Below are 22,045 nucleotides of genomic sequence, written 5' to 3' on the forward strand. Positions count from 1 at the left end.
TGTGCGCTGGCTATATACCAAGCCCCAATAACTCAACCATTTAGGATTAGGGATCACATATCTCGAGAAGCATATAAAAGTCAGCCGAGCGGCTGCAGCCTGTTTCGCGCGGAACGTCACGCGACAGGACGTCGCGTGCGTAGCGTGCCACGGACGGCCTTGAAGCGGTCCGCAAGAAATTGGCTGAGACGTGAAGGCGAATCGTTAAACGATTAACCTCTAAAGACTATAACCGACGCTCAGTCATAGCAGCGCACCGAGTGTTCGCAAAACAAATCACGAGCCAGCGCGCTTCCTGAACACAAAATATAGACCGCTACAGAAACTCAGTAAATTCCCGACCACTTCGCGATCATTTGGCTCAGAACACTGAACACGACAGTGACGCCAATCAACAACAGCATCATTCGGAAAGGCTTAAACGGCTTGCGCTCGACGGAGTTCACACCGCGGCTGCAAAACTCATCAACTTTAGCTTGGTCTTCGGGGTGCAATCTTGGCTCATCATTCGAAGAAGTAGTTTGAGAGTCGCTCATATTAGTGAACCTCAGATCGATTAATAGGCGAAGTGTAAGAACATCTTCGCCCAATTTCCAGTACTGTAACGCGCTTAAGAAACCGCGAACAGGGCCTCGGGCATTTGCATTAGAGGCTCTGCGCCACCTTCGATCGCGAGCTTGTGGCCCTGAGCTCGGGGCAGCATACGCTTAAAGTAGAACTCCGCGGTCATTAACTTGGCACGCATAAAGTCTGCATCGGCTGCTCTGGCTGGGTCGTCGAGAAGGCGTGCCGCGGTGCTGGCAAGCTGCGCCCAAAAGTAAGCTAACACAACGTAACCGCTGTACATCAAGTAATCTACCGAGGCAGCTCCCGCTTCGTCAGCGTTCTGCATCGCTTTTTCCCCGATGCTCAGCGATAGAGTTAACCACTCGTCCTTTAATGCGCTAACCGTACTGATGTAGCCGGCGACTTGCTCAGGGTGCTCGCCTTGGCAAAATTCATCCATGATCGCTGTGAAGTCCATGAGTAATTTACCACCACTACCCAAGACTTTGCGGCCGATCAAGTCCATTGCTTGAACACCGGTCGTACCCTCGTATAACAGCGCAATACGAGCATCTCGTACGATTTGTTCCATGCCCCATTCGCGAATATAGCCGTGCCCGCCTAAGACCTGAACGCCATGGTTCGCCGCTTCAAAACCCAACTCGGTCACAAAAGCTTTAGCAATCGGGGTTAACAGCGCCATGAGGTTATCGGCTTGTTTAGCTTGCTCTTCGTTGCCAGCGCGAATAATGTCGCCCTGCAAAGCCAAAAAGAATAAAAACGCTCGGCTTCCCTCGGCTATGGCGCGCTGTGTTAGCAGCATACGGCGAACGTCAGGGTGCACTAAGATGGGATCTGCTGGGCCGTCGGGATTTTTCGGACCCGTTAATGAGCGCATTGCGAGACGCTCACGTGCGTAATTAAAGGCGCCTTGATACGCCAACTCAGCATGACACAAACCTTGAACTGCGGTTCCTAAGCGTGCGGCGTTCATAAACGTAAACATACAGTTAAGACCGCGATTCTCAGGCCCAATTAAGTAACCCTTGGCGCCATCAAAATTCATAACGCAGGTGGCAGAAGCTTTAATTCCCATTTTCGATTCGATCGAAGCACAGTTGAGCGCGTTTCGGTCCCCCAAGGTACCGTCTTCATTCACGTTTACCTTGGGCACTACGAACAGCGAAATACCCTTGGTGCCCTCGGGCGCACCCTCTATGCGTGCAATCACGATGTGTACGATATTTTCAGCCATATCGTGCTCGCCGGCGCTGATAAAGATCTTTGTCCCGTGTAGCGAGAAGCTACCGTCGTCGTTGCGGACTGCTTTGGTGCGAAGCAAGCCCAAGTCGGTACCGCAGTGCGGCTCGGTGAGGCACATTGTTCCGGTCCACTCACCGGAAATCAGGCGTGTTAAGTAGCGTTGTTTTTGCTCTTCACTGCCATGCTCCTCCAAGGTTTTGATGGCGCCGTGGCTCAAGCCGGGATACATCGACCAAGCCCAGTTTGCGGTCCCAGTGAGCTCGCTCATGCATAAACCCAAGGTATTGGGCATTCCCTGACCGCCGTACTCAACATCCGCCGCTAACGAAGGCCAACCGCCCTCGACGTACTGGGCGTACGCTTGAGCAAATCCTGCAGGGGTTTTGACGCCCTCGGGGGTCCATTGGCAACCCTCTTCGTCACCCGACTCATTGAGGGGTGCAAGCACGTCTTCACAGAATTTTGCGCCTTGCTCCAGAATTGCATCGATCAGGTCGGGACTAACTTCCTCAAATTCCGGCAAAGAGGTGTACACATCATCAACGCCTAAAACATCGTGAAGGACAAATTGCAGATCTCGGGTGGGCGCTTTGTAGGTAGGCATGTTGGTTTCCTCGACTCTATGTTAACAGCGGCAACATTTTGCCGACGACGCCATTATAGTCAAGTTAATTGGGCTTTAAATGGCACTAATCACGAATCACAGCCGCCGACAGCCCGCGCTCAATTGATGAAGCTTGAACACTAAAGATCGACTTCGACACCAGAAACACCCGCCCCGTGTGGCAATCTACATTGAGTTAACCACAAGGACCCGCTCATGCGTATTCAGCAACACGCTAATTTGCTACTCAATACTCTTTTACCCAAAATATGCCGACTGTGTCAGCAACATTCGGATACCGATCACACACTCTGTACGTTCTGCAGAGACAGCCTTGTACAGAACACACCTGCGTGTATGCGATGCGGAGAGTATCTGCCAGCCTCTATTACACACGGCTGCCCCTACTGCACGCCAGGGCGATTTGCCTTCGACGCCTGCCACGCACCTTGGCAATACAGCGAGGGTTTACGCTACCTAATTCATCGATGGAAATTTGTTCAAACCACCAACCTGACGTCGGCTCTGGCAGACTTGCTGCTTGAGGGGCTCCCAACCAACCAGGCCATCGACAGACTGATACCCATGCCCTTGCACTGGCGCAGAACCTGGCAACGTGGATATAACCAATGTGCTTTATTGGCGGAATACGTGTCGAGAAAGCTCACCATTGAAGTAAGCAACGCGCTCAGCTGCACCATGTACCAAGCGCCGCAGCATAAAACCCCTCATCGACAAGCTCGAGAACTATCGGATAAACACTTTCGTTGCGGGCAAAACCTAGAGGGCTTACGCTTAGCCCTAATCGATGATGTAATGACAACCGGACAAACTGCTCATCGAGCCGCGCAATGTTTAAAAAACGCCGGCGCTGAATACGTAACAATTTGGTGTATCGCTAAAACACCTAAACCAGGAGCCCCATGCGCCAGTACTGCTTCAAACTCTTATGCTGTGCACTAAGCTCACTTGCGCTATCTGCAAACGCGTCCGTTCTGCGGGTTGCTGTGGCATCAAACTTTGTCCCGGTACTTGAAGCTTTAGTTGAAGCCGTGCCACCCCCCGATAAAGTCACAATCATCTCGGGCGCCACGGGGGCTCTTAGCAACCAAATTCTGATGGGTGCCCCTTTCGATGTGCTGCTAGCGGCCGATGAGGACAGACCGACAACACTTGCGAGCGAGAAGCAGCTAACGCCCCCTATCTGCTATGCCCAAGGACAACTCGTACTCATGGGCGCGCAAGCTCTTGCAGACCTTAACGCAGGTGGACGTATTGCAATCGCCAATCCACTGACCGCGCCTTATGGACGAGCCGCCCAAGAAGTGCTGCAACGCGTCAATATTCCTTCCTTGCAGGTTATTCAGGGTAACAACGCACAGCAAGCTTATCAATTTAAAGCCAGTGGTAACGTGATGTTTGCCTTAGTGCCGGCCTCATTGGCCGAGGGTCTCGCGATTCCGAGCGATTGGTACAGCCCAATTGAGCAATTCGCCGTCTCGGTAAGACCCGCAGGGCACATCAACCACCAAAGCGCCGAGGCGTTTTTGTTGTGGCTATCAAGTGAAGAGGTACAATCACGCTTACACCAATACGGTTATAGCCGCTGCCAACATGACTCTTGATGTACTGACAATAACGCTCAAGCTAGCCTCAGTAACAACCCTGATTCTGCTGTTGTTGTCCCCCCCTATTGCTTGGTGGTTAAGCCGAGGGCACTCATGGTCGCGATCGATCGTTGAGGCTGTCGTAGCGCTTCCCCTGGTGTTGCCCCCGACGGTACTGGGATTTTACCTGTTGATTTTTTTTGCCCCCAACACCGCGCTGGGTCAGTTTTGGCAAGCACTTACCGGCTCACCTTTGAGTTTTAGCTTTTCCGCTCTAGTGATTGGCTCAGTCATTTACTCTATACCCTTTGTAGTCCAACCCCTACAAAGCGCCTTTCAACAAATTCCCATTGGCATTTTAGAGTCGGCGGCGTCGCTAGGGGCCACATCCATTGATCGCTTCTTCAGTATCGTGTTGCCTATGTGTAAGCGAAGTTTCATTACCGCGGGCTGCCTGGGCTTTGCACATACGGTTGGCGAGTTTGGCGTGGTACTCATGATTGGCGGCAATATTCCAGGCGAGACCCAAGTGCTGTCGATCGCCTTGTTCGACTCAGTCGAGCGCCTCAACTTTGCCGAAGCCCATGCCGTTGCCGGCGGCTTGTTGGTATTTTCTCTGGCTGTATTGATTAGCCTCTATCGCCTAAACCCTGCCGATACTCATTCTTCGTGGGTAAGCCGATGATGACCAGCGCCAAGCCTTGCACAGAGCGCAGCCAGGCTGAGTTCGACCGATGAGCTTAGTGTTTAGAGCCCGCAATAATATGGTTTTTGGCGCGGTTGAGTTGACGCTAAAAAATCATACGTGCACGGTAATTTTTGGGCCCAGTGGAAGCGGCAAGACCAGTCTACTGCGCGCGATCGCAGGACTTCCAAGTCCACTGGTAGTTACCCAACTGACTGTCGATGAGCGCGATTTGAGTCATTTGCCCCCACATCAACGCCCCGTCGTACTGAGCGCCCAGAATGCTGCGCTGTTCCCACACCTCACCGTTCATCAAAATCTAGTGTATGGACTAACAAGACGGCAAGGAAACATCTCTGACGTGCAGCACGTCGTCGAGGGCTTAGGCGTCAGTCCCTTGCTCGAGCGAATGCCCGCGAGCTTATCCGGCGGCGAGGCACAGCGAGTGGCATTAGGGCGGGCCTTACTGGCCAACCCATCATGGTTGCTTCTGGACGAGCCCCTGACGAATCTGGATCAGAACGCCCGCAAGCAAATCGTCAAATTTTTGAGCGACTGGCGCAAGCAGCGGCAGATTAGCGTCATTTACGTTACTCATGATATTCCAGAAGCGTTAGCGCTGGCCGACCACGTCATTACTTTGGCAAACGGAAAGGTCATGAAATCGGGGCACCCTGACGTGTTATTGGGCTACGAAGATTCGCAACAAGACCTGAGCAGCGTTTTGTCCGCGCACCTAACGCACCACCACAAAGACGATAAGTTAAGCGAACTGCTACTCGAGGGAAATCGTTTACTCGTACCCGAGATCGCAACAAACGACGACACCAAACCGCTTTACCTTCAAATTGCGGCAAAAGATGTCAGCTTGGCTTTGGAACGCCCTGAGCGGAGTAGTATCTTGAACTTGCTCCCGTGCACCATTGGTACCATTGATATTGGCAGTGAAGCGAGCGCCACCATTACGCTCAATCTAGGTGCTCAGCAGTTACTCGCTAAAATCACGCGCCGCTCGGTGCGCGAACTCGACTTACAGGTCGGACAAGAGGTATGGGCCCAGGTCAAAGGTATTTCGCTACAGACCTAAGATTTTTTACGGCCGGCTGGATAAATAGTATCGAGCAACCATTGCCACGTCGTGTTGTCTTTTAGTACGGCCCGATCAATGCCATCAAAAAAGTCGATAACGCCTTGCGGGTCACGGAAATGATCCATCCTCGTGACCATCTCACGCTCGGGGTCTAAGTGCTTTACGATTTTTGCAGGGTTGCCGGCCACAACGACATTGGCGGGTACCGATTGCGTCACAACCGCACCTGCACCAACCACAGAGTTGTCGCCTATCGTCACGCCTTTCAGAATAGTCGCATGGTCGCCAATCCAGACGTTGTTACCAATGCGAACCGGTCGAGGCTCGGGATCGCGAGCGTTACGATCGTACAGTGTGTGCCAATCGGAATCGGTCACATAGGCGCCGTTCGCCATCATCACACCATCACCAATACGTATCTCATCGCTCGCGCTGATTCGCACACCAGGCGACAACAATGCGGCATCACCTATGATGAGAGCCCCCAGACCCGCATCGCGCCCCCATACGCCCAACTCGACGCGGTGCGAAGGCTCGCCGATCGCCGTCAGACTGTGGCCAATATGAATGTTTGGCCCCGAAATTTTCACATACCAAGGTTTCATGACAGTATGGTACGGCCCCAGTGAGGCGCATTCAGGTCGCAAAAAATATTCGGTATACCAATGACGAAACTGTAAATGCAGCTTTTTTAGCCAATACGGTCGGTTGTCTTGCTTCACGCTTACCTCAAATCTCAGTGGCTTATTAACGCCGTCGCTCGACGAATTGCGCTATGATGACAGCGACCATTCATGAGGTGCAAGTGTAAGCCGTGACCAATCTCGGAAACTCCAAACCCGTATCAAGCAACCAAATCGCAGTGCATGAGAATCTCGAAGCGATTGTGACGAAGCACCTTTGCACGACCGACCGTACGCCCATACCCGACTTTGTGCACGACAGTTTCGAGCTGATGAGGAAAACTCTGAGCCTAACGGGTTTACCGCTCTGGCTAGATTCATTTTGCGGCACGGGTATCAGCACCCGAAAATTGGCTGAACAAAACCCCAACTTTTGTGTGATCGGCGTCGACCAGTCAGAACAGCGCCTAAAAGCCGAACCACCTGCGGAGTTGACCAATTGTCTGCTGGTTCGCAGCGACTGCGACGCACTTTGGCGACTCATGGCCGAGCACAAAATCCAAGCGCAGCGTCACACGTTGTTCTACCCAAACCCTTGGCCTAAAGCCTCACAGCTTAAACGCCGCGTGCACGGCCACGCGAGCTTCAAGGCGCTGCTCGAGATTTCGCCGAACCTTGAACTACGCACAAACTGGGACATTTATGCCCGTGAATTTACTCAAGCGCTAACCATTGCAAGTCGTCCAACAGAGTTAACGTCTTTTGTACCAAAAGAGCCAATAACGCGTTTCGAAGCGAAGTATATTGCCAGCCAGCATACGCTGTGGCGGGTTTGCTCGACGACCAGCCCGTGACGTTCTCCTCTGTTTGCGATAGAGTGTTCGCCTAATTTAGGAGGACGCATGACTCAGGCCAACGACCCCGTATGGGAACGAATTCGCCAAGAAGCTGCGCATGAAGCGCAACAAGAGCCCATACTCGCCAGCTTTTTCCACGCCACGATCTTGAACCATCGTAAGCTTGAGTGCGCCCTCAGTTTTCACCTTGCCAGCAAATTAGACAGCCCAACAGTACATGCGCTGCTACTGCGAGAGGTCATCATGCAGGCCTTCGAAAGCGACCCTGAGCTGGGAATTGCGGTACGCCAAGACCTGCTCGCGGTCGAAGAACGCGACTCAGCATGCCACGAATTATCTGTACCCTTCTTGCATTTCAAGGGGTTCCACGCTCTGCAAACCTATCGCGTGGCCAATTGGCTGTGGCGGCAAGGCAGACACTCTTTAGCCTTATTCTTTCAAAACAGAATGTCGAGCGAGTTCGATGTCGATATTCATCCCGCGGCCAAATTAGGACATGGCATCATGCTCGATCATGCCACCGGCTTGGTGATTGGCGAAACCGCAGTGGTTGGCAACAACGTATCAATACTGCAGTCAGTCACTTTGGGGGGCACGGGCAAAGAAGATGGTGACCGCCATCCAAAAATCGGTGACGGCGTTCTGATCAGCGCAGGTGCTAAGATATTGGGCAATATCACCGTGGGCGAAGGCGCCAAAGTGGGTGCTGGCTCAGTGGTACTTGACCACGTACCGCCGCACGTCACTGTGGCCGGCGTGCCCGCCAAAATTGTAGGTCGACCTGCGAGCGAGTTACCCGCACTAGAAATGGATCAGGGCTTCGATAACGCTAGCTAGCGCGCAACAGCCTGGTGGTAAACCGGCGACAACTCCACCACTGCGTCAACAAAGGCCTTTACGTGATCAGGGTTAACACCGGGCGTTACGCCGTGCCCAAGGTTAAAGATGTGGCCCGAACCATGACCGAAGCTTTCTAAGATAGTCGCAACCTCTTCACGAATTCGCGCTGGACTCGCGTATAAGATCGCAGGGTCCATATTGCCTTGCAAAGCGACTCGACTACCAATTTGTTGGCGCGCCGAACCGATATCGGTCGTCCAATCCAAACCTACGCAGTTAGCGCCGCAATCTGCAATTGAAGACAACCACTGCCCACCGTTCTTGGTAAACACAATCACGGGCACGGAGCGACCATCCGCTTCTTTCGTCAGTTGCGCGATAATTCGCTGCATGTACTTCAGCGAAAACACTTTGTAGGCCGAGGCACTTAAACTGCCGCCCCAGGTATCAAAAATTTGTACGGCCTGCGCACCCGCTGCAATTTGCGCGTTTAGGTAATCTGCTACTGCATCGGCCAACAAGGCCAGCAACTTATGCATCACTTCAGGCTGGTCATAGGCCATAGCTTTAACGCGAGCAAAATCTTTGCTACTGCCGCCTTCAACCATATAAGTTGCTAGTGTCCACGGGCTGCCAGAAAAGCCAATCAAAGGGACTTCACCATTCAATTCATTACGAATCGCGCTGACCGCGTCCATAACGTAGCTCAAATCGTCTACCGCTTTGAAATCATTCAAGGCATCGATATCTGCCTCGGAGCGCACCGTCTTGTGGAACCTAGGTCCTTCACCCTCTTCAAAATACAGACCCAGACCCAGGGCATCGGGAATGGTCAAAATATCCGAGAACAGGATGGCTGCGTCCATTGGGTAACGACGCAAGGGCTGCATCGTGACTTCGCAAGCCAGTTCTGTGTTCTTACAAAGATCCAAAAAAGAGCCAGCCTGTGCGCGCGTTGCCCGATACTCAGGTAAATAGCGGCCCGCCTGACGCATCATCCAAATAGGCGTACGGTCGACAGGTTGACGCATTAACGCGCGTAAAAAACGATCATTTTTTAAATTCGACACAAACTCGCTCGCTGTAAAAGTTACACGTCTAAGTAATCTAAGATGCCTTCTGCAGCTTGGCGTCCTTCCCAAATAGCAGTGACCACAAGATCGCTGCCACGGACCATATCGCCACCGGCAAAGATTTTGGGATTCGTCGTTTGAAACTTAAAGTTCTGGTGCTCTGGTGCCACAACGCCTTGCCAATCATTCAGCTCAACATCGGCAGAGCCAAACCATTCTGCAGGGCTTGGCTGGAAGCCGAAGGCGACAATAACGGCGTCTGCATCGATAACTTGCTCGCTACCTTCGATAGGCTCAGGGCGACGACGGCCATCTGGACCAGGTTCACCGAGTGCGGTTTCAACCACACGAATACCGCTGGCTTTACCGTTAGTTTCCACCACCTCGATGGGCTGGCGGTTAAACAAAAACTGAATGCCTTCTTCACGCGCGTTTTTTACTTCTTTACGGGAACCCGGCATGTTGACTTCGTCACGACGATAAGCACAAATGACCTCTTTGGCGCCTTGACGAACTGCGGTACGAACACAGTCCATCGCCGTATCACCACCGCCCAAGACCACCACGCGCTGACCTTTTAAATTAACAAAGGCTTCGGGGTCTTGTTGATAGCCGCGATTGTTGTTTACGTTGCCAATTAGGTAATCCAAGGCTTTATGCACACCGGGCAGATCTTCACCTGGGAAACGGCCCAGCATCGCTTTGTAGGTACCCATGCCCAAGAACACCGCGTCGTAATCGGCCAGCAATTGCTCGATCGTGATATCGCGGCCAATCTCGGTATTTAATTTGAATTCAATACCCATGCCTTCAAACACTTCGCGACGACGAACCATAACGTCTTTTTCAAGTTTGAACTCTGGAATACCAAAGGTCAGCAAACCGCCGATTTCAGGGTAGCGATCGTATACAACCGCTTTAACGCCCGCACGAGTCAGCACATCGGCGCAACCCAAACCGGCAGGGCCCGCGCCAATAATGGCAACCCGCTTATCGGTTTGCACGACACCCGACAAATCAGGACGCCAGCCCATCGCCAAGGCTGTGTCAGTGATGTATTTCTCGGTAGCACCAATCGTGACCGCACCAAAACCATCGTTTAACGTACAGGCACCCTCGCACAAGCGATCTTGCGGACACACACGTCCGCAGACTTCGGGTAGCGTGTTGGTCTGATGTGACAGCTCTGCTGCTTCAAATAAGTGCCCCTCGGACACCAGCTTCAACCAGTTGGGGATAAAGTTGTGTACGGGGCATTTCCACTCGCAATAGGGGTTGCCACAGGCCAAACAGCGATCGGCTTGGTTCTCTACTTGCGACTCAGTATATTGATCGTAAATTTCAATGTACTGCGTCTTACGATTTTGAATATCACGTTTATTTGGATCGTTACGACCCACATCAATGAACTGAAAATTGTTTCCTGCACGGCTGCCCATAATGCCTATCCTCCTTGTGATTAATCCGTATCTCGCAGACGCGACAGCAAAGTGCCAAGGTCTGCGGCTTTAGGTTTAACCAACCAGAATTTACCGATGTAATCTTCAAAGTTTTCTAACAAATGTGCCGCCCACGCCGAGTCGGTCTCGCGGGCGTGGTCTTTAATGCGCTCTCGCAAGTGATGGCGGTAAGCCTCCATATACTCAGCGTTAATACGGCAGATCTCAACCAATTCGCTGTTATAACGATCAATGAAGGTTCTGTCTTCGTCCAGCACATAGGCGAATCCACCGGTCATACCGGCGCCAAAGTTCACTCCGGCTGCACCTAAGACGATGACCGTGCCACCTGTCATGTATTCGCAGCAGTGGTCGCCAGCACCTTCAACAATCGCATGAGCCCCACTATTACGCACCGCAAAGCGCTCGCCCGCCGTACCCGAGGCATAAAGCTCGCCACCTGTAGCACCGTAGAGACAGGTGTTACCGATAATGGCTGCGTCTTTGGCTTCAAAAGCACTGCCCTTAGGCGGATACAATACTAACTTACCGCCTGCCATACCCTTGCCGACATAGTCGTTGGCATCACCCTCTAGGTACATGTGCAAGCCACCGGCATTCCAAACGCCAAAGCTTTGGCCGGCCGTACCCTCTAAGCGCATAACCACGGGGGCAGACTCCATACCTAAGTTGCCGTGCCGCTTTGCAATTTCACCGCTCAAGCGTGCGCCAATCGAGCGATCGCAGTTACCGACACGATAACTGAACTCGCCACCGCTTGCTGCCTCGATCGCTGGCAGTGCATCCGCAACCATGCGCTCAGCCAACTCGCCCTGATCAAAAGGATCATTAGACGCAACCTGGCAAAACTGGGGCTGGTCAACCGCCGCTGGATCAACGTGCAAAATCGGCGCTAAATCTAGATGGCTCTGTTTCGTGGTGTTGCCCGGCAACAGCTCGAGCAAATCAGTTCTACCGATCAGCTCTTCTATGCTTCGAACCCCAAGCTTAGCCAGCCACTCTCGAGTTTCCTCAGCCACCATCGTAAAGAAGTTAACCACCATATCGACAGTGCCGTTGAAATGATCATCACGCAAACGGCTATCTTGAGTGGCAACACCTGTTGCGCAGTTATTAAGGTGGCAGATGCGTAAGTACTTACAACCTAACGCAACCATGGGTGCAGTGCCAAATCCAAAACTCTCGGCACCCAAAATGGCAGCTTTGATCACATCGAGGCCGGTTTTCATACCACCGTCAGCCTGCAGCCTGATGGAGCCGCGCAAGCGGTTACCACGCAGCGTTTGCTGAACTTCGGCCAAGCCTAATTCCCAGGGCGAGCCCGCATGACGAATTGATGTAATCGGGCTGGCCGCGGTTCCGCCATCGTACCCGCTAATAGTAATCAAATCGGCATAGGCTTTTGCCACACCAGCAGCGATTGTGCCAATGCCTGGTTCCGACACCAATTTCACCGAAACCAACGCGTCAGGGTTGACCTGCTTTAAGTCGAAAATCAGCTGCGCTAAATCTTCAATCGAATAGATATCATGATGAGGAGGCGGCGAAATCAACGTCACGCCAGGAACCGAGTAACGCAACCGCGCGATGAGGTCGTTCACTTTACCGCCCGGTAACTGACCACCCTCACCAGGCTTAGCGCCCTGCGCCACTTTAATTTGTAGTACCTCAGCATTCACCAAATAGTGAGGCGTTACACCAAAACGACCAGAGGCAATCTGCTTAATTTTTGAAACGCGCTCGGTGCCGTAACGCGCTGGATCTTCGCCGCCCTCACCCGAATTTGACCGCGCTCCGATGCGGTTCATAGCAGCCGCTAGCGCTTCGTGTGCTTCTGGGCTTAGCGCCCCAAGCGACATGCCCGCTGAGTCAAAGCGCGGCAATATGGTCTCTATCGACTCAACTTCATCTAAAGGCAAGGCCTGCTCTGCTAAAACGGGCTTCATCAAATCGCGTAAGGTCGCCACAGGGCGGCTATTCACCATTTGACTGTACTTTTGATAAATGCCTCGGTCGCCAGCCGCAACCGCTTGCTGCAGAGCCAAAACAACATCGGGGTTAAAGGCGTGATATTCCTGCCCATGCACGTATTTTAGCAAGCCACCCTGAACCAACGATTTACGCAATGACCACGCTGTTTTCGCAAGCGCCTTTTGATCATCTTCGAGATCCGTGAAATCAGCGCCGCTAATTCGGCTGGCAACGCCTTTGAAGCAAGTATCAACGACCTCTGAAGCCAAACCAATAGCTTCAAAGAGCTGCGCACCGCGATACGAGCTTACTGCCGAGATGCCCATTTTGGACATAATCTTCAACAGCCCTTTGTTGATACCCTTGCGGTAGTTTTTGTAGCAGATACTGGGATCACCCAAAATCTCGCCTTTACGCAATAAATCGTCTAAGACCGAATAGGCCAAGTAGGGATACACCGCTGTAGCCCCAAAGCCCAGCAAACAGGCAATTTGGTGTGAGTCGCGCGCACTACCGGTTTCTATTACGAGGTTGGCGTCGCAGCGCAAGCCCACTTTAATCAGGTGGTGATGCACCGCACCGGTCGCCAACAAGCTGTGGATCGGCAAACGATCTGTCGCAATCTTGCGGTCCGAAATAATCATTATCGTGGCGCCATCGCGGACAGCTTGCTCAACTTGCTGGCACAGTCCCGCTACGGCTTCCGCAAGACTCATGTCAGCAGGTGCATAAGTCGCGTCAATATCAGCGACCTCAAACCCCGGACGGTCAAGGTTGAGCAAGCGGTTAAACTTGCTTTGCGACAGTACCGGCGAGCGCAGAATAATGCGTCGCGCATGCTCTGGACCCTCGGTAAAAATATTTTGTTCACGACCCAAATCGGTTTCGAGTGACATCACGATCGTTTCCCGCAAAGGATCAATCGGGGGGTTAGTCACCTGTGCGAACTTCTGCCGAAAATAGTCGTATAGGCTTCGAGTTTGCTGCGATAGAACTGCCATCGGGGTATCGTCACCCATGGATCCAACCGCCTCATTACCCGATTCTGCCAAGGGTCGAAACACTTGATCTCGTTCTTCGAACGTGACCTGAAACATCTTTTGATAAGCGTCTAGCTCGGCAACGTCAATACCGGGGTCTACCTCGCCATCGAAGGTGCCTTCGATACGCTCAGAATTATCACGCAGCCACTGCTTGTATGGCTTTCGTGTCTTCAAGCGGTTATCGATGTCAGCGGTGTGGAGCACCTCGCCGGTTTCAGTATCAACCACTAACATTTGCCCGGGACCCACACGACCCTTCGCCACAACGTCTTCAGGCTTGTAGTTGTAGGTGCCGATCTCAGACGCAACGGTAATGAAGCCGTCTCGCGTTCTGACCCAGCGCGCAGGGCGCAAACCGTTGCGATCGAGCAAACAGGTCGCGTAGCGGCCATCCGTTAGTACGATACCGGCGGGGCCGTCCCAGGGTTCCATATGCATCGAGTGATACTCATAGAACGCTCGCAGGTCCGGATCCATTGACTCCAAGTTTTGCCACGCTGGCGGAATTAACATCCTCAAGGCACGCGGCATATCAACGCCACCGGTCAGCAAGACTTCTAGCATGTTGTCTAAACTTGAGGAATCCGAACCCGTGCGGTTAACGATAGGCTGGATATCAGCGATATTCGGCAACATGTCGGTTTCAAATAGAGCTGAGCGAGCATCGGCCCAGTTCCGGTTACCTTCGATAGTATTAATTTCGCCATTGTGCGCGAGCAAACGGAAAGGCTGCGCCAAGGGCCACTTAGGCAAGGTATTGGTGGAAAAACGCTGGTGAAACACACAAATAGCCGTCTGCAAACGAGGGTCAGCCAAATCGGCGTAAAATTGTGCCAAATCAGCGGGCATGACCAAGCCTTTATACGACACGACCTTGGCTGATAAGCTGCAGAGATAAAACGCTTCGTGTGCAGAATCCGATAAGGCTTGCTCTGTTTTACGTCGCGCAATCAATAGCTTTGCTTCTAGCGAGACCGATTCATCCGCCTCGTCTTGCACCACAAAACATTGCTCAATTCGGGGTAGGCTCGCCAAAGCAATCTCACCACAAATCGAGGCATCTGTGGGCACTACACGCCAACCCAGAGGTTTGAGGCCTTGAGCACGCAAGGACGTTTCCAGTGCCGTACGTTCAGTGGCAGCAGCGTCTTGATCTTGACTTAAGAACGTCTGACCAACGGCAAAGTGGTCTGGCAAATCAATGCCGAGTACCTTTCTCGCCTCATCTTTAAAAAAGCTTTTGGGCATTTGGAATAACAAGCCGCAGCCATCACCGGTCTTGCCATCTGCGGCGATACCACCTCGGTGAGTCATGCACGTTAACGACTCAATCGCTGTTTGCAGCAAGCGGTGACTCGCTTCACCCGTGGTTTGGGCAATTAATCCAAACCCACAGTTGTCGCGGAATTCTTCAGGGCGATATAGGCCAGCGTTCATAGCTATTCCAATAAAGTTAACAGTTGTAGATAACGTGTGCGGAGCACTCCCCGCGTGAGGCTCAAGGGGCACTTCTTCTGAGGGGGAAGCGGATTTTACACGCTCTTAGGCATCTCGACAAACACAGGCCCAAAACTGTACAAGATTTGCCTCAAATTAGAGGGTGTATTCGTCGATTAGAGCGGTTAATTCGGCCTCGGTAACATCATCAACGACAGCGGCAGACCCCAGTGCATTCAACAGCACAAAGCGCATTTGTCCATCAATCACCTTTTTATCCAGAGCCATCAGGTCGATAAAGGTCTCTGAGGTCATGTCTTTTGGTGCCCACACCGGCAAACCTAAATCGACCAAGAGTTGCTCGAGTTCAGCCACCAAATCAACATCAACCGAACCGCGCATGGCCGATAAACGTGCGGCCATGACCATTCCTGCAGCAACGGCCTCACCATGCAACCATGAACCGTATCCCATGTGCGTCTCAATCGCGTGCCCAAAGGTGTGACCTAAATTGAGAATTGCCCGCAGGCCCGATTCGCGCTCGTCGGCCGCCACGACTTCGGCTTTAATCTCACATGAACGCTGAATGGCATGGCGCAGCGTATCGACATCACGTGCCGCCAAGAGGTCTCGGTTAGCACAAATCCAAACGTGGAACTCGGCGTCATAAATCAGGCCGTATTTAACGACCTCCGCCAGCCCCGCCGCGTACTCACGCACACCAAGAGTCGCAAGCGTACTCGTGTCAATGACCACCGCGGTAGGCTGATAGAACGCACCGATCATATTTTTGCCCAATGGGTGATTGACCGCGGTTTTGCCTCCGACAGAGGAATCGACTTGAGCCAGCAGGGTCGTAGGTATTTGAATAAAATCAACACCACGCTGATAGCAAGCGGCGGCAAAGCCGGTGATGTCACCAACAACACCACCCCCTAAGGCAATGAAGGTTGTACTCCGGTTGTGCCGAGCAGCGAGCACCTGATCGAAAATATCACCCAAGGTCTGCCAAGTTTTGTACTGTTCACCGTCAGGTAGTATCACTGAAGTAACCAAAGCATGATCTTGCAATTGTCGCAGCACGGTATCGAGATACAAAGGCGCTATGGTTTCGTTGGTCACCACGACCACTTGCCGGCCCTTAATCGCCCCAGCTATCAAATTGCTAGAGCTCAATAAGTTCGCGCCAACATAAATAGGATATCGGCGGTCGCCAAGTTCGACGTGTAATGTAGTTTGCTGCTGTGACATGTTTTCGCTCGCGCGTTATAGGGCTTGATCACCGTATTGGCGGGCAAGCTTGGTGGCAATAGACCGAGAGTTGGCGCCATCGGTTTCGATGATTTGAGTCGCAATGTCGCGATACAAAGGGTCGCGAATGGTCATTAGACGTTCGAGCACCGCTCGCGGATTCTCGGTTTGCAGCAATGGGCGCTTGCGGTCGTTCGCAGTGCGGCGCAGCTGCTCATTCAAGGATGCACGCAAGTATATCACCTGTACGGGCTTTAAGAGGACTCGATTTTCTTCACGCATCACGATACCACCGCCGGTGGCAATAACGCCCTCAGGCATAGCGAGCAGATCTTTCAGCACTTGAGTTTCACGATCACGAAAGCCTTGCTCGCCCTCAACATCGAAAATCCAAGGAATATCGGCACCGGTGCGCGCCTCGATTTCGGCATCGCTATCTTTAAAAGGCAGACGCAACTTTTTCGCAAGTAAGGTGCCAACGGTGGTTTTGCCGGCCCCCATAGGGCCGACTAGGACAATCAAAGCCATACTGACAGCTCTAGTCGAGTAAAGAATCTGCCAGTATACGCGGAGTAATAAAAATTAGCGTCTCTGTTTTTGTGCGAGAGGTCGAGGTGCTCTTAAAAAACTGCCCCATGACCGGTATGTCGCCTAGCACTGGAACTTTGGATACTTTTTCGAGATCTTCGGTACGGAATACGCCGCCCAGGACAATGGTTTCACCGTTACCGACCAACACCTGAGTTGTAAGCTCCGTGGTATCAATCGTGGGAATGCTGCCGCCATTACCAGAAGGCACCAAATCACCGATACTGTCTTGGTTAATCACAAGATCGAGTAAGATACGATCATCCGGCGTGATATTGGGCGTCACGTCAAGCTGCAACACAGCCTCTTTAAACTGAGTCGCTGTTGCCCCACCAGCCGATGACTCTTGATAGGGCACCTCGGTACCCGATTTAATCGAGGCCTTTTGTTTATCGCCGGTAATCACTTTAGGCTGGGACACAACTTCACCCTTGCCCACGGCCTCTAACGCGCTGAGTTCGGCGGTTAAAAATACGTCTTTACTGGTAAAGCCCACCGCGAAACTACCCGCAGGCTCGGCGACACCCAAGTCCACCAAAAGCGAGCCTGGCAGAGACACAGAGCCGGGCACACCGTCGATAATCGATTGGTTTAAATTAGTGACGTTTTCTATGTCTCCACTAACCGAAAGGGCGTTCCCAAAAAAGTTATTGTTCGTGTGCCCACCACCCCAAGAGATACCTAACTCTTCATCGAGGTTTGATTGCGCAATGACGATACGCGCTTCGATCATGACCTGACGGATCGGAATATCCACTAAGTCAATTAGATTACGAATTTCGGCGAGCTTAGCCGACGTTTCCGTAACGATAAGCGAGTTGGTTCTGGGGTCGACGATGACACTACCCCGCGTCGAAATCAACGACCCACCGTCCTCACTGCCGGCTGAGAACAAATCGACAATAGCGTCGGCTTTCGCATACCGAACTCGTATGAATTCGGTATTCAAAGGTGCCAATTCAGCGATTTGCTTGTTGGCTTCAATTTGCTGCCGTTCACGCTCGGCAATTTCATCTGCAGGCGCGACCATCAGTACATTGCCGATTTGGCGCTTGTCTAAGCCTCGAGTCTTTAACACCAACTCGAGAGCCTGATCCCAGGGCACGTTCTGCAAGCGCAAGGTAATACGGCCTGTTACCGTATCGCTGGCTACTAAGTTAAGTTCGGTAAAGTCCGCAATCAGCTGTAACACCGCTCGCACTTCAATATCTTGGAAATTCAGCGAAATGCGATCGCCCACATACGCGAACTCGTTGCGGCGGTCCTCCACTTCTTCAACCGTGAGTGCTTTGACGCTCAGCACATACTGATTGTCTGTTTGATAGGCCAAATAATCGAAATCTTTGGCGGTTTTCAGCGTCAATACCGTACCGAGCTCGGTCGTATTCACATCCACACTGTAGACTGGAGTGGCAAAATCGGTCACATCAAAGCGACGCAATAAACGCTCAGGTACGGCAGTATCTTTGAACTGGACCTTGATGTCACCGGCCTCCGAATACACGTTCACGTCGACATTCGGGTTACTTAAATCCAATAATAAGCGACCCTCGCCATCCGTAGTGCGCTGAAACTGGAGATCGGTGATCATGGCCTCGACGTCTAAGACCTTTTCGACTTTCGCCATGACGGCATTTGGGTCGGATGCTGGCTTGGTATAGTCGCCCTGGCCGCCCTCGCCCACAGTGACGAAGAATGAATTACCTTCGACGCGTGTTTCGTAAGGCACCAGCTTAACTAAATTCACGATCATTCGAGTACGATCGCCCGCCTCCACGACCATAACCGCGGTTGCATTGCCATAAGGCAGAGAAAAACGCTTGCGGTCTAGGCCACTTTTCGTACTGGCGAAGTCCAAGGCAATACGCGCGGGCTTCTCCACGGTGTAGCCCTTGTAATCATCCGGCACCGAATCGAAATCCATACGTATTTCAAACTTGCCACCCGATCGCGAGGTGAAGCTAATTTCTTCGACCACACTGGCCATCGACTGAGAAGTTAAGGTCAAAGCAAACGCAGCCGCCACCCATCGCGCCGAAGTCCTGCTTAGTAAAGTTCTGACGGTACGCCACAACATGCTATTACCCCTCTCCCAAATTCATTCCGCTGAGCATGATCGAGCGAGGCCGCTCTACCCAACCATCTTCCGAACCATCGCTCACGATTTCAACCACCGCAACATAAGTAGGCCCCATGTCAATCACGCGCCCGTGATTCCGGCCAATATAGTTACCCAAACCCACGCGATGAATCCCACCGTCGGGATCTTGCATCAGGGTCCAATCCTTACCGTTGCGACGAATCGTGCCCACCATAACCAACGATTCAAGCGTATATTGTTCTAAAAATTCTTTTGGCCTCTTTGGATCCGGTCGCACCGCTGACACTGACTGCAACTGCGCCACATCCTGAACCGCGACAGGCCGCTCAAATGGGCTACGTGTCGTTGTCGCGCTGTAGGCAAAAGCTTCATAATCTTTAAAAGGCGGTATCGCGGCAATAATACCCGCCGGGCGAGCACGCTTTTCCGCCATGAACTGATCGAGATCACTGAAGTCGTCGTTAGCGCACGCTGCCAAACCCAGCACCACGCCCCCAGCGACTAGCCTTTTAAACAACCTCAGCATCACCCACCATCCCTGTAGCGGTAGGTTTTGGCAATCATATTCATGCGCAAATCACCACCGCCCCGCGCCGTTTCGATGCTGAAATCGTGCAGCGTCACAATGCGAGGCAAGCCAGCCATCGACGAGACGAAACTACCCAAATCGTGATAGGAGCCCGTGGCGACAATCGCGATAGGTAGCTCGACGTAAAATTCATCGGCGCGTTCATCTTGCAGATCGATGCTGGCAATTTCTAAACCGTTAGCCAAGCCTTTATTGGTGATGTCTTCAAGCAAACCAGGTACCTCAGTGTCACTGGGTAATTGACTCACAAGCGCACCAAATGAATCTTCCATTTCTAACATCTGACGCTTGTACGCATCTAAATTTGCCGCTTTGAAGGCCTTGTCTTCAAAATCTTTCTTGGTGTCTAGCTCTTTCTGCTCCGCGCGAGCCAAATCTTGCTGTAGCCCTTTAACATGATAGTTGTACCCAACAAAAAGCACTGCCGCAAAGACCAAGACCCACAACAACACTAGAATGGGCAGAGGCCAAGAGCCAATATTATCTGGGTCAAGATCGCTGACATCGAACTCTTTTAAACTACGTAAAGTATCTTCAATGGCCATTATCGCGCACCCTCGCCATCCGGCTGGATTTTCACAGACAAATTAAAGGTGGTCGCTTGCGGACCAAACTCAGGAGCGGCTCTCACCGAATCGAGATTCGGCGACGAAAACCAATCGGAAGCCTCCAGGTTTCGCATTAAACTCGACACTCGGTTGTTCGATTCAGCAACGCCGCGGATACTGATAACACCGTCAACAGACTGCAGACTGGTGTAATAAACACCGTCGGGCACCGTGCGAACTAACTGGTCCATGACCCGAACAATAATGGGGCGATTGCCCTGCAAGTCCTGAATCACTCGCATGCGATCAAGCAACTGGGTACGCCTTTTTTGCAAATCACGGATTTCAGCCACCTGGGCGTTCAGCACCGTAATTTCATTTGCGATGTAGTCGTTACGCCGCTTCTGGGCGTCAATTTTACCGCTGATCACAAAATCCACCGCGATCAACAGCGCAATGGCAATTAGAGCAACCAGCGCCGACACCAAGTAGAACTCTCGCTTTTTTTGCTCGCGGAGCTCTTCGCGCCAAGGCAGTAGGTTAATGTTCGCCATCAGTCGAAACTCCTCATGGCTAAACCGCAGGCAATCATCATCGCCGGGGCATCACCCGCCAAGGCTACCGCATCTACCTTTGATGAAATGGACATTTCAGCAAAAGGATTCGCAACCGTCGCAGGGGTTCCCAATTTGTCCTGTACCAGGGTATCGAGGCCCTGCATAGACGCCACACCACCCGCTAAAATGATGTAATCCACATCGTTGTACTGACTGGACGAAAAGAAGAACTGCAAAGAGCGAGCGACCTGCTGAACCACAGCGTCTTTGAAGGGCTCAAGCACTTCGGGCTCATAATCGTCGGGCAATCCGCCTTGTTTCTTGGCTAAACCTGCTTCTTCTAGCGGCAAGCCGTAGCGGCGCATAATTTCATCGGTGAGTTGCTTACCACCAAATAACTGCTCACGGGTGTATATTGTTTGGCCTTGATGCAAAACGCTTAATGTGGTCATCGTCGCACCAATATCAACAACGGCAACCGTATTGTCCGGCTCCAAATCTAATTGGTGCTCGATCAGCGTAAACGCTCGCTCCATCGCGTAGGCTTCGACATCAACGATTTTGGCCTCTAGACCCGCTTCTTCAATTGCCTCAACCCGAGCCTCGATGGTTTCACGTCGACATGCCGCAATTAAAACGCTGTCGTAGTTTTCGGTATCCAGCGACGGACCTTGGACCTCGAAATCAATCGCGACTTCTTCGAGCGGATAGGGAATGTACTGGTCAGCCTCTACCGCGAGCTGAGCCTCCATCGCGTCGTCGTTTAAACCTTCTGGCATATCAACCAGCTTGGTGATCACGCTGGATCCGGCCACTGCTGCCGACACAAACTTAACCTTAGTTTTCGACTGGTTGACGACTTGCGTGACAGCTTTGGCGACGCCAGCGATATCGTTGACATTTTTCTCGATAACGGCGTCTACGGGCAGGGATGCCACGCCGTAGCTTTCGACGCGATACCGCTCGCCACTGCGACTCAACTCCAAGAGCTTCACAGTCGTCGAGCTAATGTCTAACCCCAACACCGTGATCTTGGGTTTTTTACCGAACAAATATAGCAACTAGCGCCTCACCATCTTGCAGATATGCTAATGTGTCATATTACTTCACATTACCACAAAGATATAGGGTTGTTGGACTCGCATGCAAGCATCATTAGCGCCTATAATTCAACTTATGCCCTACCTAACCATCAAATGTTGCTGTGACTAAGTCTTTCCCTCGCTGGGTATATGCCTTAATCGCGCTTGCCGCTATGGCAGCATGCGGCGTTGTTTGGGGTCTCGCTGGACTCTATCTGTATCTGAGTCCA

General features: G+C 52.2%; 19 protein-coding genes. 6 read left to right on the top strand and 13 right to left on the bottom strand.

The features are described 5' to 3' along the window. Positions 1–326 precede the first annotated feature (326 nt). Both ACTF5Z_RS06160 and ACTF5Z_RS06165 read right to left on the bottom strand, forming a co-directional pair. Complete coding sequence (locus ACTF5Z_RS06160; RefSeq protein WP_423854080.1) at positions 327–536, bottom strand: DUF3094 family protein; 210 nt, start codon at positions 534–536, stop codon at positions 327–329. 74 nt (positions 537–610) lie between these two features. Further along, on the bottom strand, positions 611–2,413 hold the full coding sequence (locus ACTF5Z_RS06165; protein WP_438984909.1) for an acyl-CoA dehydrogenase C-terminal domain-containing protein: 1,803 nt from the start codon (positions 2,411–2,413) through the stop codon (positions 611–613). Positions 2,414–2,629: 216 nt separating this feature from the next. Here ACTF5Z_RS06165 and ACTF5Z_RS06170 point away from each other — a divergent pair, with 216 nt between their 5' ends. Genes ACTF5Z_RS06170 through modC form a run of 4 tightly spaced genes read left to right on the top strand, consistent with a single transcriptional unit; the run spans position 2,630 to position 5,792 of the window. Beyond that, positions 2,630–3,376 carry a ComF family protein gene (locus ACTF5Z_RS06170; RefSeq protein ID WP_438984910.1) on the top strand — a complete coding sequence of 249 codons (747 nt, stop codon included), beginning with the start codon at positions 2,630–2,632 and terminating at the stop codon, positions 3,374–3,376. Positions 3,377–3,420: 44 nt separating this feature from the next. After that, positions 3,421–4,038 (top strand): molybdate ABC transporter substrate-binding protein, encoded by a 618-nt coding sequence (gene modA, locus ACTF5Z_RS06175; protein WP_423848660.1) that lies wholly within the window; start codon positions 3,421–3,423, stop codon positions 4,036–4,038. After that, positions 4,028–4,705, top strand: coding sequence for a molybdate ABC transporter permease subunit (gene modB, locus ACTF5Z_RS06180; RefSeq protein ID WP_423848664.1), 678 nt, complete (start codon positions 4,028–4,030; stop codon positions 4,703–4,705). The genes modA and modB overlap by 11 nt, the downstream gene beginning before the upstream one ends. A gap of 49 nt (positions 4,706–4,754) precedes the next feature. Further along, complete coding sequence (gene modC, locus ACTF5Z_RS06185; protein WP_438984911.1) at positions 4,755–5,792, top strand: molybdenum ABC transporter ATP-binding protein; 1,038 nt, start codon at positions 4,755–4,757, stop codon at positions 5,790–5,792. On the opposite strand, the gene ACTF5Z_RS06190 is transcribed toward modC, so the two are convergent. Then, positions 5,789–6,517 (bottom strand): acyltransferase, encoded by a 729-nt coding sequence (locus ACTF5Z_RS06190; protein ID WP_438984912.1) that lies wholly within the window; start codon positions 6,515–6,517, stop codon positions 5,789–5,791. The two genes, modC and ACTF5Z_RS06190, sit on opposite strands and share 4 nt — an antisense overlap. A 92-nt stretch (positions 6,518–6,609) precedes the next feature. Between ACTF5Z_RS06190 and trmB the strand changes: the two genes are divergently transcribed. After that, the gene (gene trmB, locus ACTF5Z_RS06195) at positions 6,610–7,272 is read left to right on the top strand and encodes a tRNA (guanine(46)-N(7))-methyltransferase TrmB (RefSeq protein ID WP_423848657.1); all 663 of its coding nucleotides are present in this window, start codon (positions 6,610–6,612) and stop codon (positions 7,270–7,272) included. 48 nt (positions 7,273–7,320) lie between these two features. Then, positions 7,321–8,112, top strand: coding sequence for a serine O-acetyltransferase (gene cysE / locus ACTF5Z_RS06200; protein ID WP_438984913.1), 792 nt, complete (start codon positions 7,321–7,323; stop codon positions 8,110–8,112). On the opposite strand, the gene hemE is transcribed toward cysE, so the two are convergent. The 10 genes from hemE to ACTF5Z_RS06250 all read right to left on the bottom strand — a co-directional run bounded on the left by hemE (position 8,109) and on the right by ACTF5Z_RS06250 (position 21,794). Further along, complete coding sequence (gene hemE / locus ACTF5Z_RS06205) at positions 8,109–9,185, bottom strand: uroporphyrinogen decarboxylase (protein ID WP_423848655.1); 1,077 nt, start codon at positions 9,183–9,185, stop codon at positions 8,109–8,111. The two genes, cysE and hemE, sit on opposite strands and share 4 nt — an antisense overlap. 20 nt (positions 9,186–9,205) lie before the next feature. Beyond that, positions 9,206–10,627, bottom strand: a complete 1,422-nt coding sequence (locus tag ACTF5Z_RS06210) for an FAD-dependent oxidoreductase (protein ID WP_423848654.1) — start codon at positions 10,625–10,627, stop codon at positions 9,206–9,208. Between the two features lie 20 nt (positions 10,628–10,647). Further along, positions 10,648–15,099 (bottom strand): glutamate synthase large subunit, encoded by a 4,452-nt coding sequence (gltB, locus tag ACTF5Z_RS06215; protein ID WP_438984914.1) that lies wholly within the window; start codon positions 15,097–15,099, stop codon positions 10,648–10,650. A gap of 156 nt (positions 15,100–15,255) precedes the next feature. Further along, complete coding sequence (gene aroB, locus ACTF5Z_RS06220; protein WP_438984915.1) at positions 15,256–16,350, bottom strand: 3-dehydroquinate synthase; 1,095 nt, start codon at positions 16,348–16,350, stop codon at positions 15,256–15,258. 15 nt (positions 16,351–16,365) lie between these two features. After that, positions 16,366–16,878: a shikimate kinase gene (locus tag ACTF5Z_RS06225; protein ID WP_423848651.1), complete on the bottom strand. Its 513-nt coding sequence runs from the start codon at positions 16,876–16,878 to the stop codon at positions 16,366–16,368. Between the two features lie 10 nt (positions 16,879–16,888). Further along, positions 16,889–19,015: a type IV pilus secretin PilQ gene (gene pilQ, locus ACTF5Z_RS06230; protein WP_438984916.1), complete on the bottom strand. Its 2,127-nt coding sequence runs from the start codon at positions 19,013–19,015 to the stop codon at positions 16,889–16,891. Between the two features lie 4 nt (positions 19,016–19,019). After that, on the bottom strand, positions 19,020–19,565 hold the full coding sequence (locus ACTF5Z_RS06235) for a pilus assembly protein PilP (protein WP_423848649.1): 546 nt from the start codon (positions 19,563–19,565) through the stop codon (positions 19,020–19,022). Next, positions 19,565–20,173, bottom strand: coding sequence for a type 4a pilus biogenesis protein PilO (locus tag ACTF5Z_RS06240; RefSeq protein ID WP_423848648.1), 609 nt, complete (start codon positions 20,171–20,173; stop codon positions 19,565–19,567). Before ACTF5Z_RS06240 ends, ACTF5Z_RS06235 begins: the two co-directional genes overlap by 1 nt. Next, positions 20,173–20,730 (bottom strand): PilN domain-containing protein, encoded by a 558-nt coding sequence (locus ACTF5Z_RS06245; protein ID WP_423848647.1) that lies wholly within the window; start codon positions 20,728–20,730, stop codon positions 20,173–20,175. The genes ACTF5Z_RS06240 and ACTF5Z_RS06245 overlap by 1 nt, the downstream gene beginning before the upstream one ends. Then, positions 20,730–21,794, bottom strand: coding sequence for a pilus assembly protein PilM (locus ACTF5Z_RS06250; protein ID WP_423848646.1), 1,065 nt, complete (start codon positions 21,792–21,794; stop codon positions 20,730–20,732). Before ACTF5Z_RS06250 ends, ACTF5Z_RS06245 begins: the two co-directional genes overlap by 1 nt. Positions 21,795–22,045 lie beyond the last annotated feature (251 nt).

The organism is Aequoribacter sp., assembly GCF_965659035.1.
In the GTDB taxonomy this organism is placed as follows: Bacteria; Pseudomonadota; Gammaproteobacteria; order Pseudomonadales; family Halieaceae; genus Aequoribacter.

Bases quoted from the DNA above. Each gene is read 5' to 3' on its own strand.
- ACTF5Z_RS06160 (WP_423854080.1), bottom strand. From the start codon at position 536: ATGAGCGACTCTCAAACTACTTCTTCGAATGATGAGCCAAGATTGCAC.
- ACTF5Z_RS06165 (WP_438984909.1), bottom strand. From the start codon at position 2,413: ATGCCTACCTACAAAGCGCCCACCCGAGATCTGCAATTTGTCCTTCAC.
- ACTF5Z_RS06170 (WP_438984910.1), top strand. From the start codon at position 2,630: ATGCGTATTCAGCAACACGCTAATTTGCTACTCAATACTCTTTTACCC.
- modB (WP_423848664.1), top strand. From the start codon at position 4,028: ATGACTCTTGATGTACTGACAATAACGCTCAAGCTAGCCTCAGTAACA.
- modC (WP_438984911.1), top strand. From the start codon at position 4,755: ATGAGCTTAGTGTTTAGAGCCCGCAATAATATGGTTTTTGGCGCGGTT.
- cysE (WP_438984913.1), top strand. From the start codon at position 7,321: ATGACTCAGGCCAACGACCCCGTATGGGAACGAATTCGCCAAGAAGCT.
- ACTF5Z_RS06210 (WP_423848654.1), bottom strand. From the start codon at position 10,627: ATGGGCAGCCGTGCAGGAAACAATTTTCAGTTCATTGATGTGGGTCGT.
- gltB (WP_438984914.1), bottom strand. From the start codon at position 15,099: ATGAACGCTGGCCTATATCGCCCTGAAGAATTCCGCGACAACTGTGGG.
- aroB (WP_438984915.1), bottom strand. From the start codon at position 16,350: ATGTCACAGCAGCAAACTACATTACACGTCGAACTTGGCGACCGCCGA.
- ACTF5Z_RS06225 (WP_423848651.1), bottom strand. From the start codon at position 16,878: ATGGCTTTGATTGTCCTAGTCGGCCCTATGGGGGCCGGCAAAACCACC.
- pilQ (WP_438984916.1), bottom strand. From the start codon at position 19,015: ATGTTGTGGCGTACCGTCAGAACTTTACTAAGCAGGACTTCGGCGCGA.
- ACTF5Z_RS06235 (WP_423848649.1), bottom strand. From the start codon at position 19,565: ATGCTGAGGTTGTTTAAAAGGCTAGTCGCTGGGGGCGTGGTGCTGGGT.
- ACTF5Z_RS06240 (WP_423848648.1), bottom strand. From the start codon at position 20,173: ATGGCCATTGAAGATACTTTACGTAGTTTAAAAGAGTTCGATGTCAGC.
- ACTF5Z_RS06245 (WP_423848647.1), bottom strand. From the start codon at position 20,730: ATGGCGAACATTAACCTACTGCCTTGGCGCGAAGAGCTCCGCGAGCAA.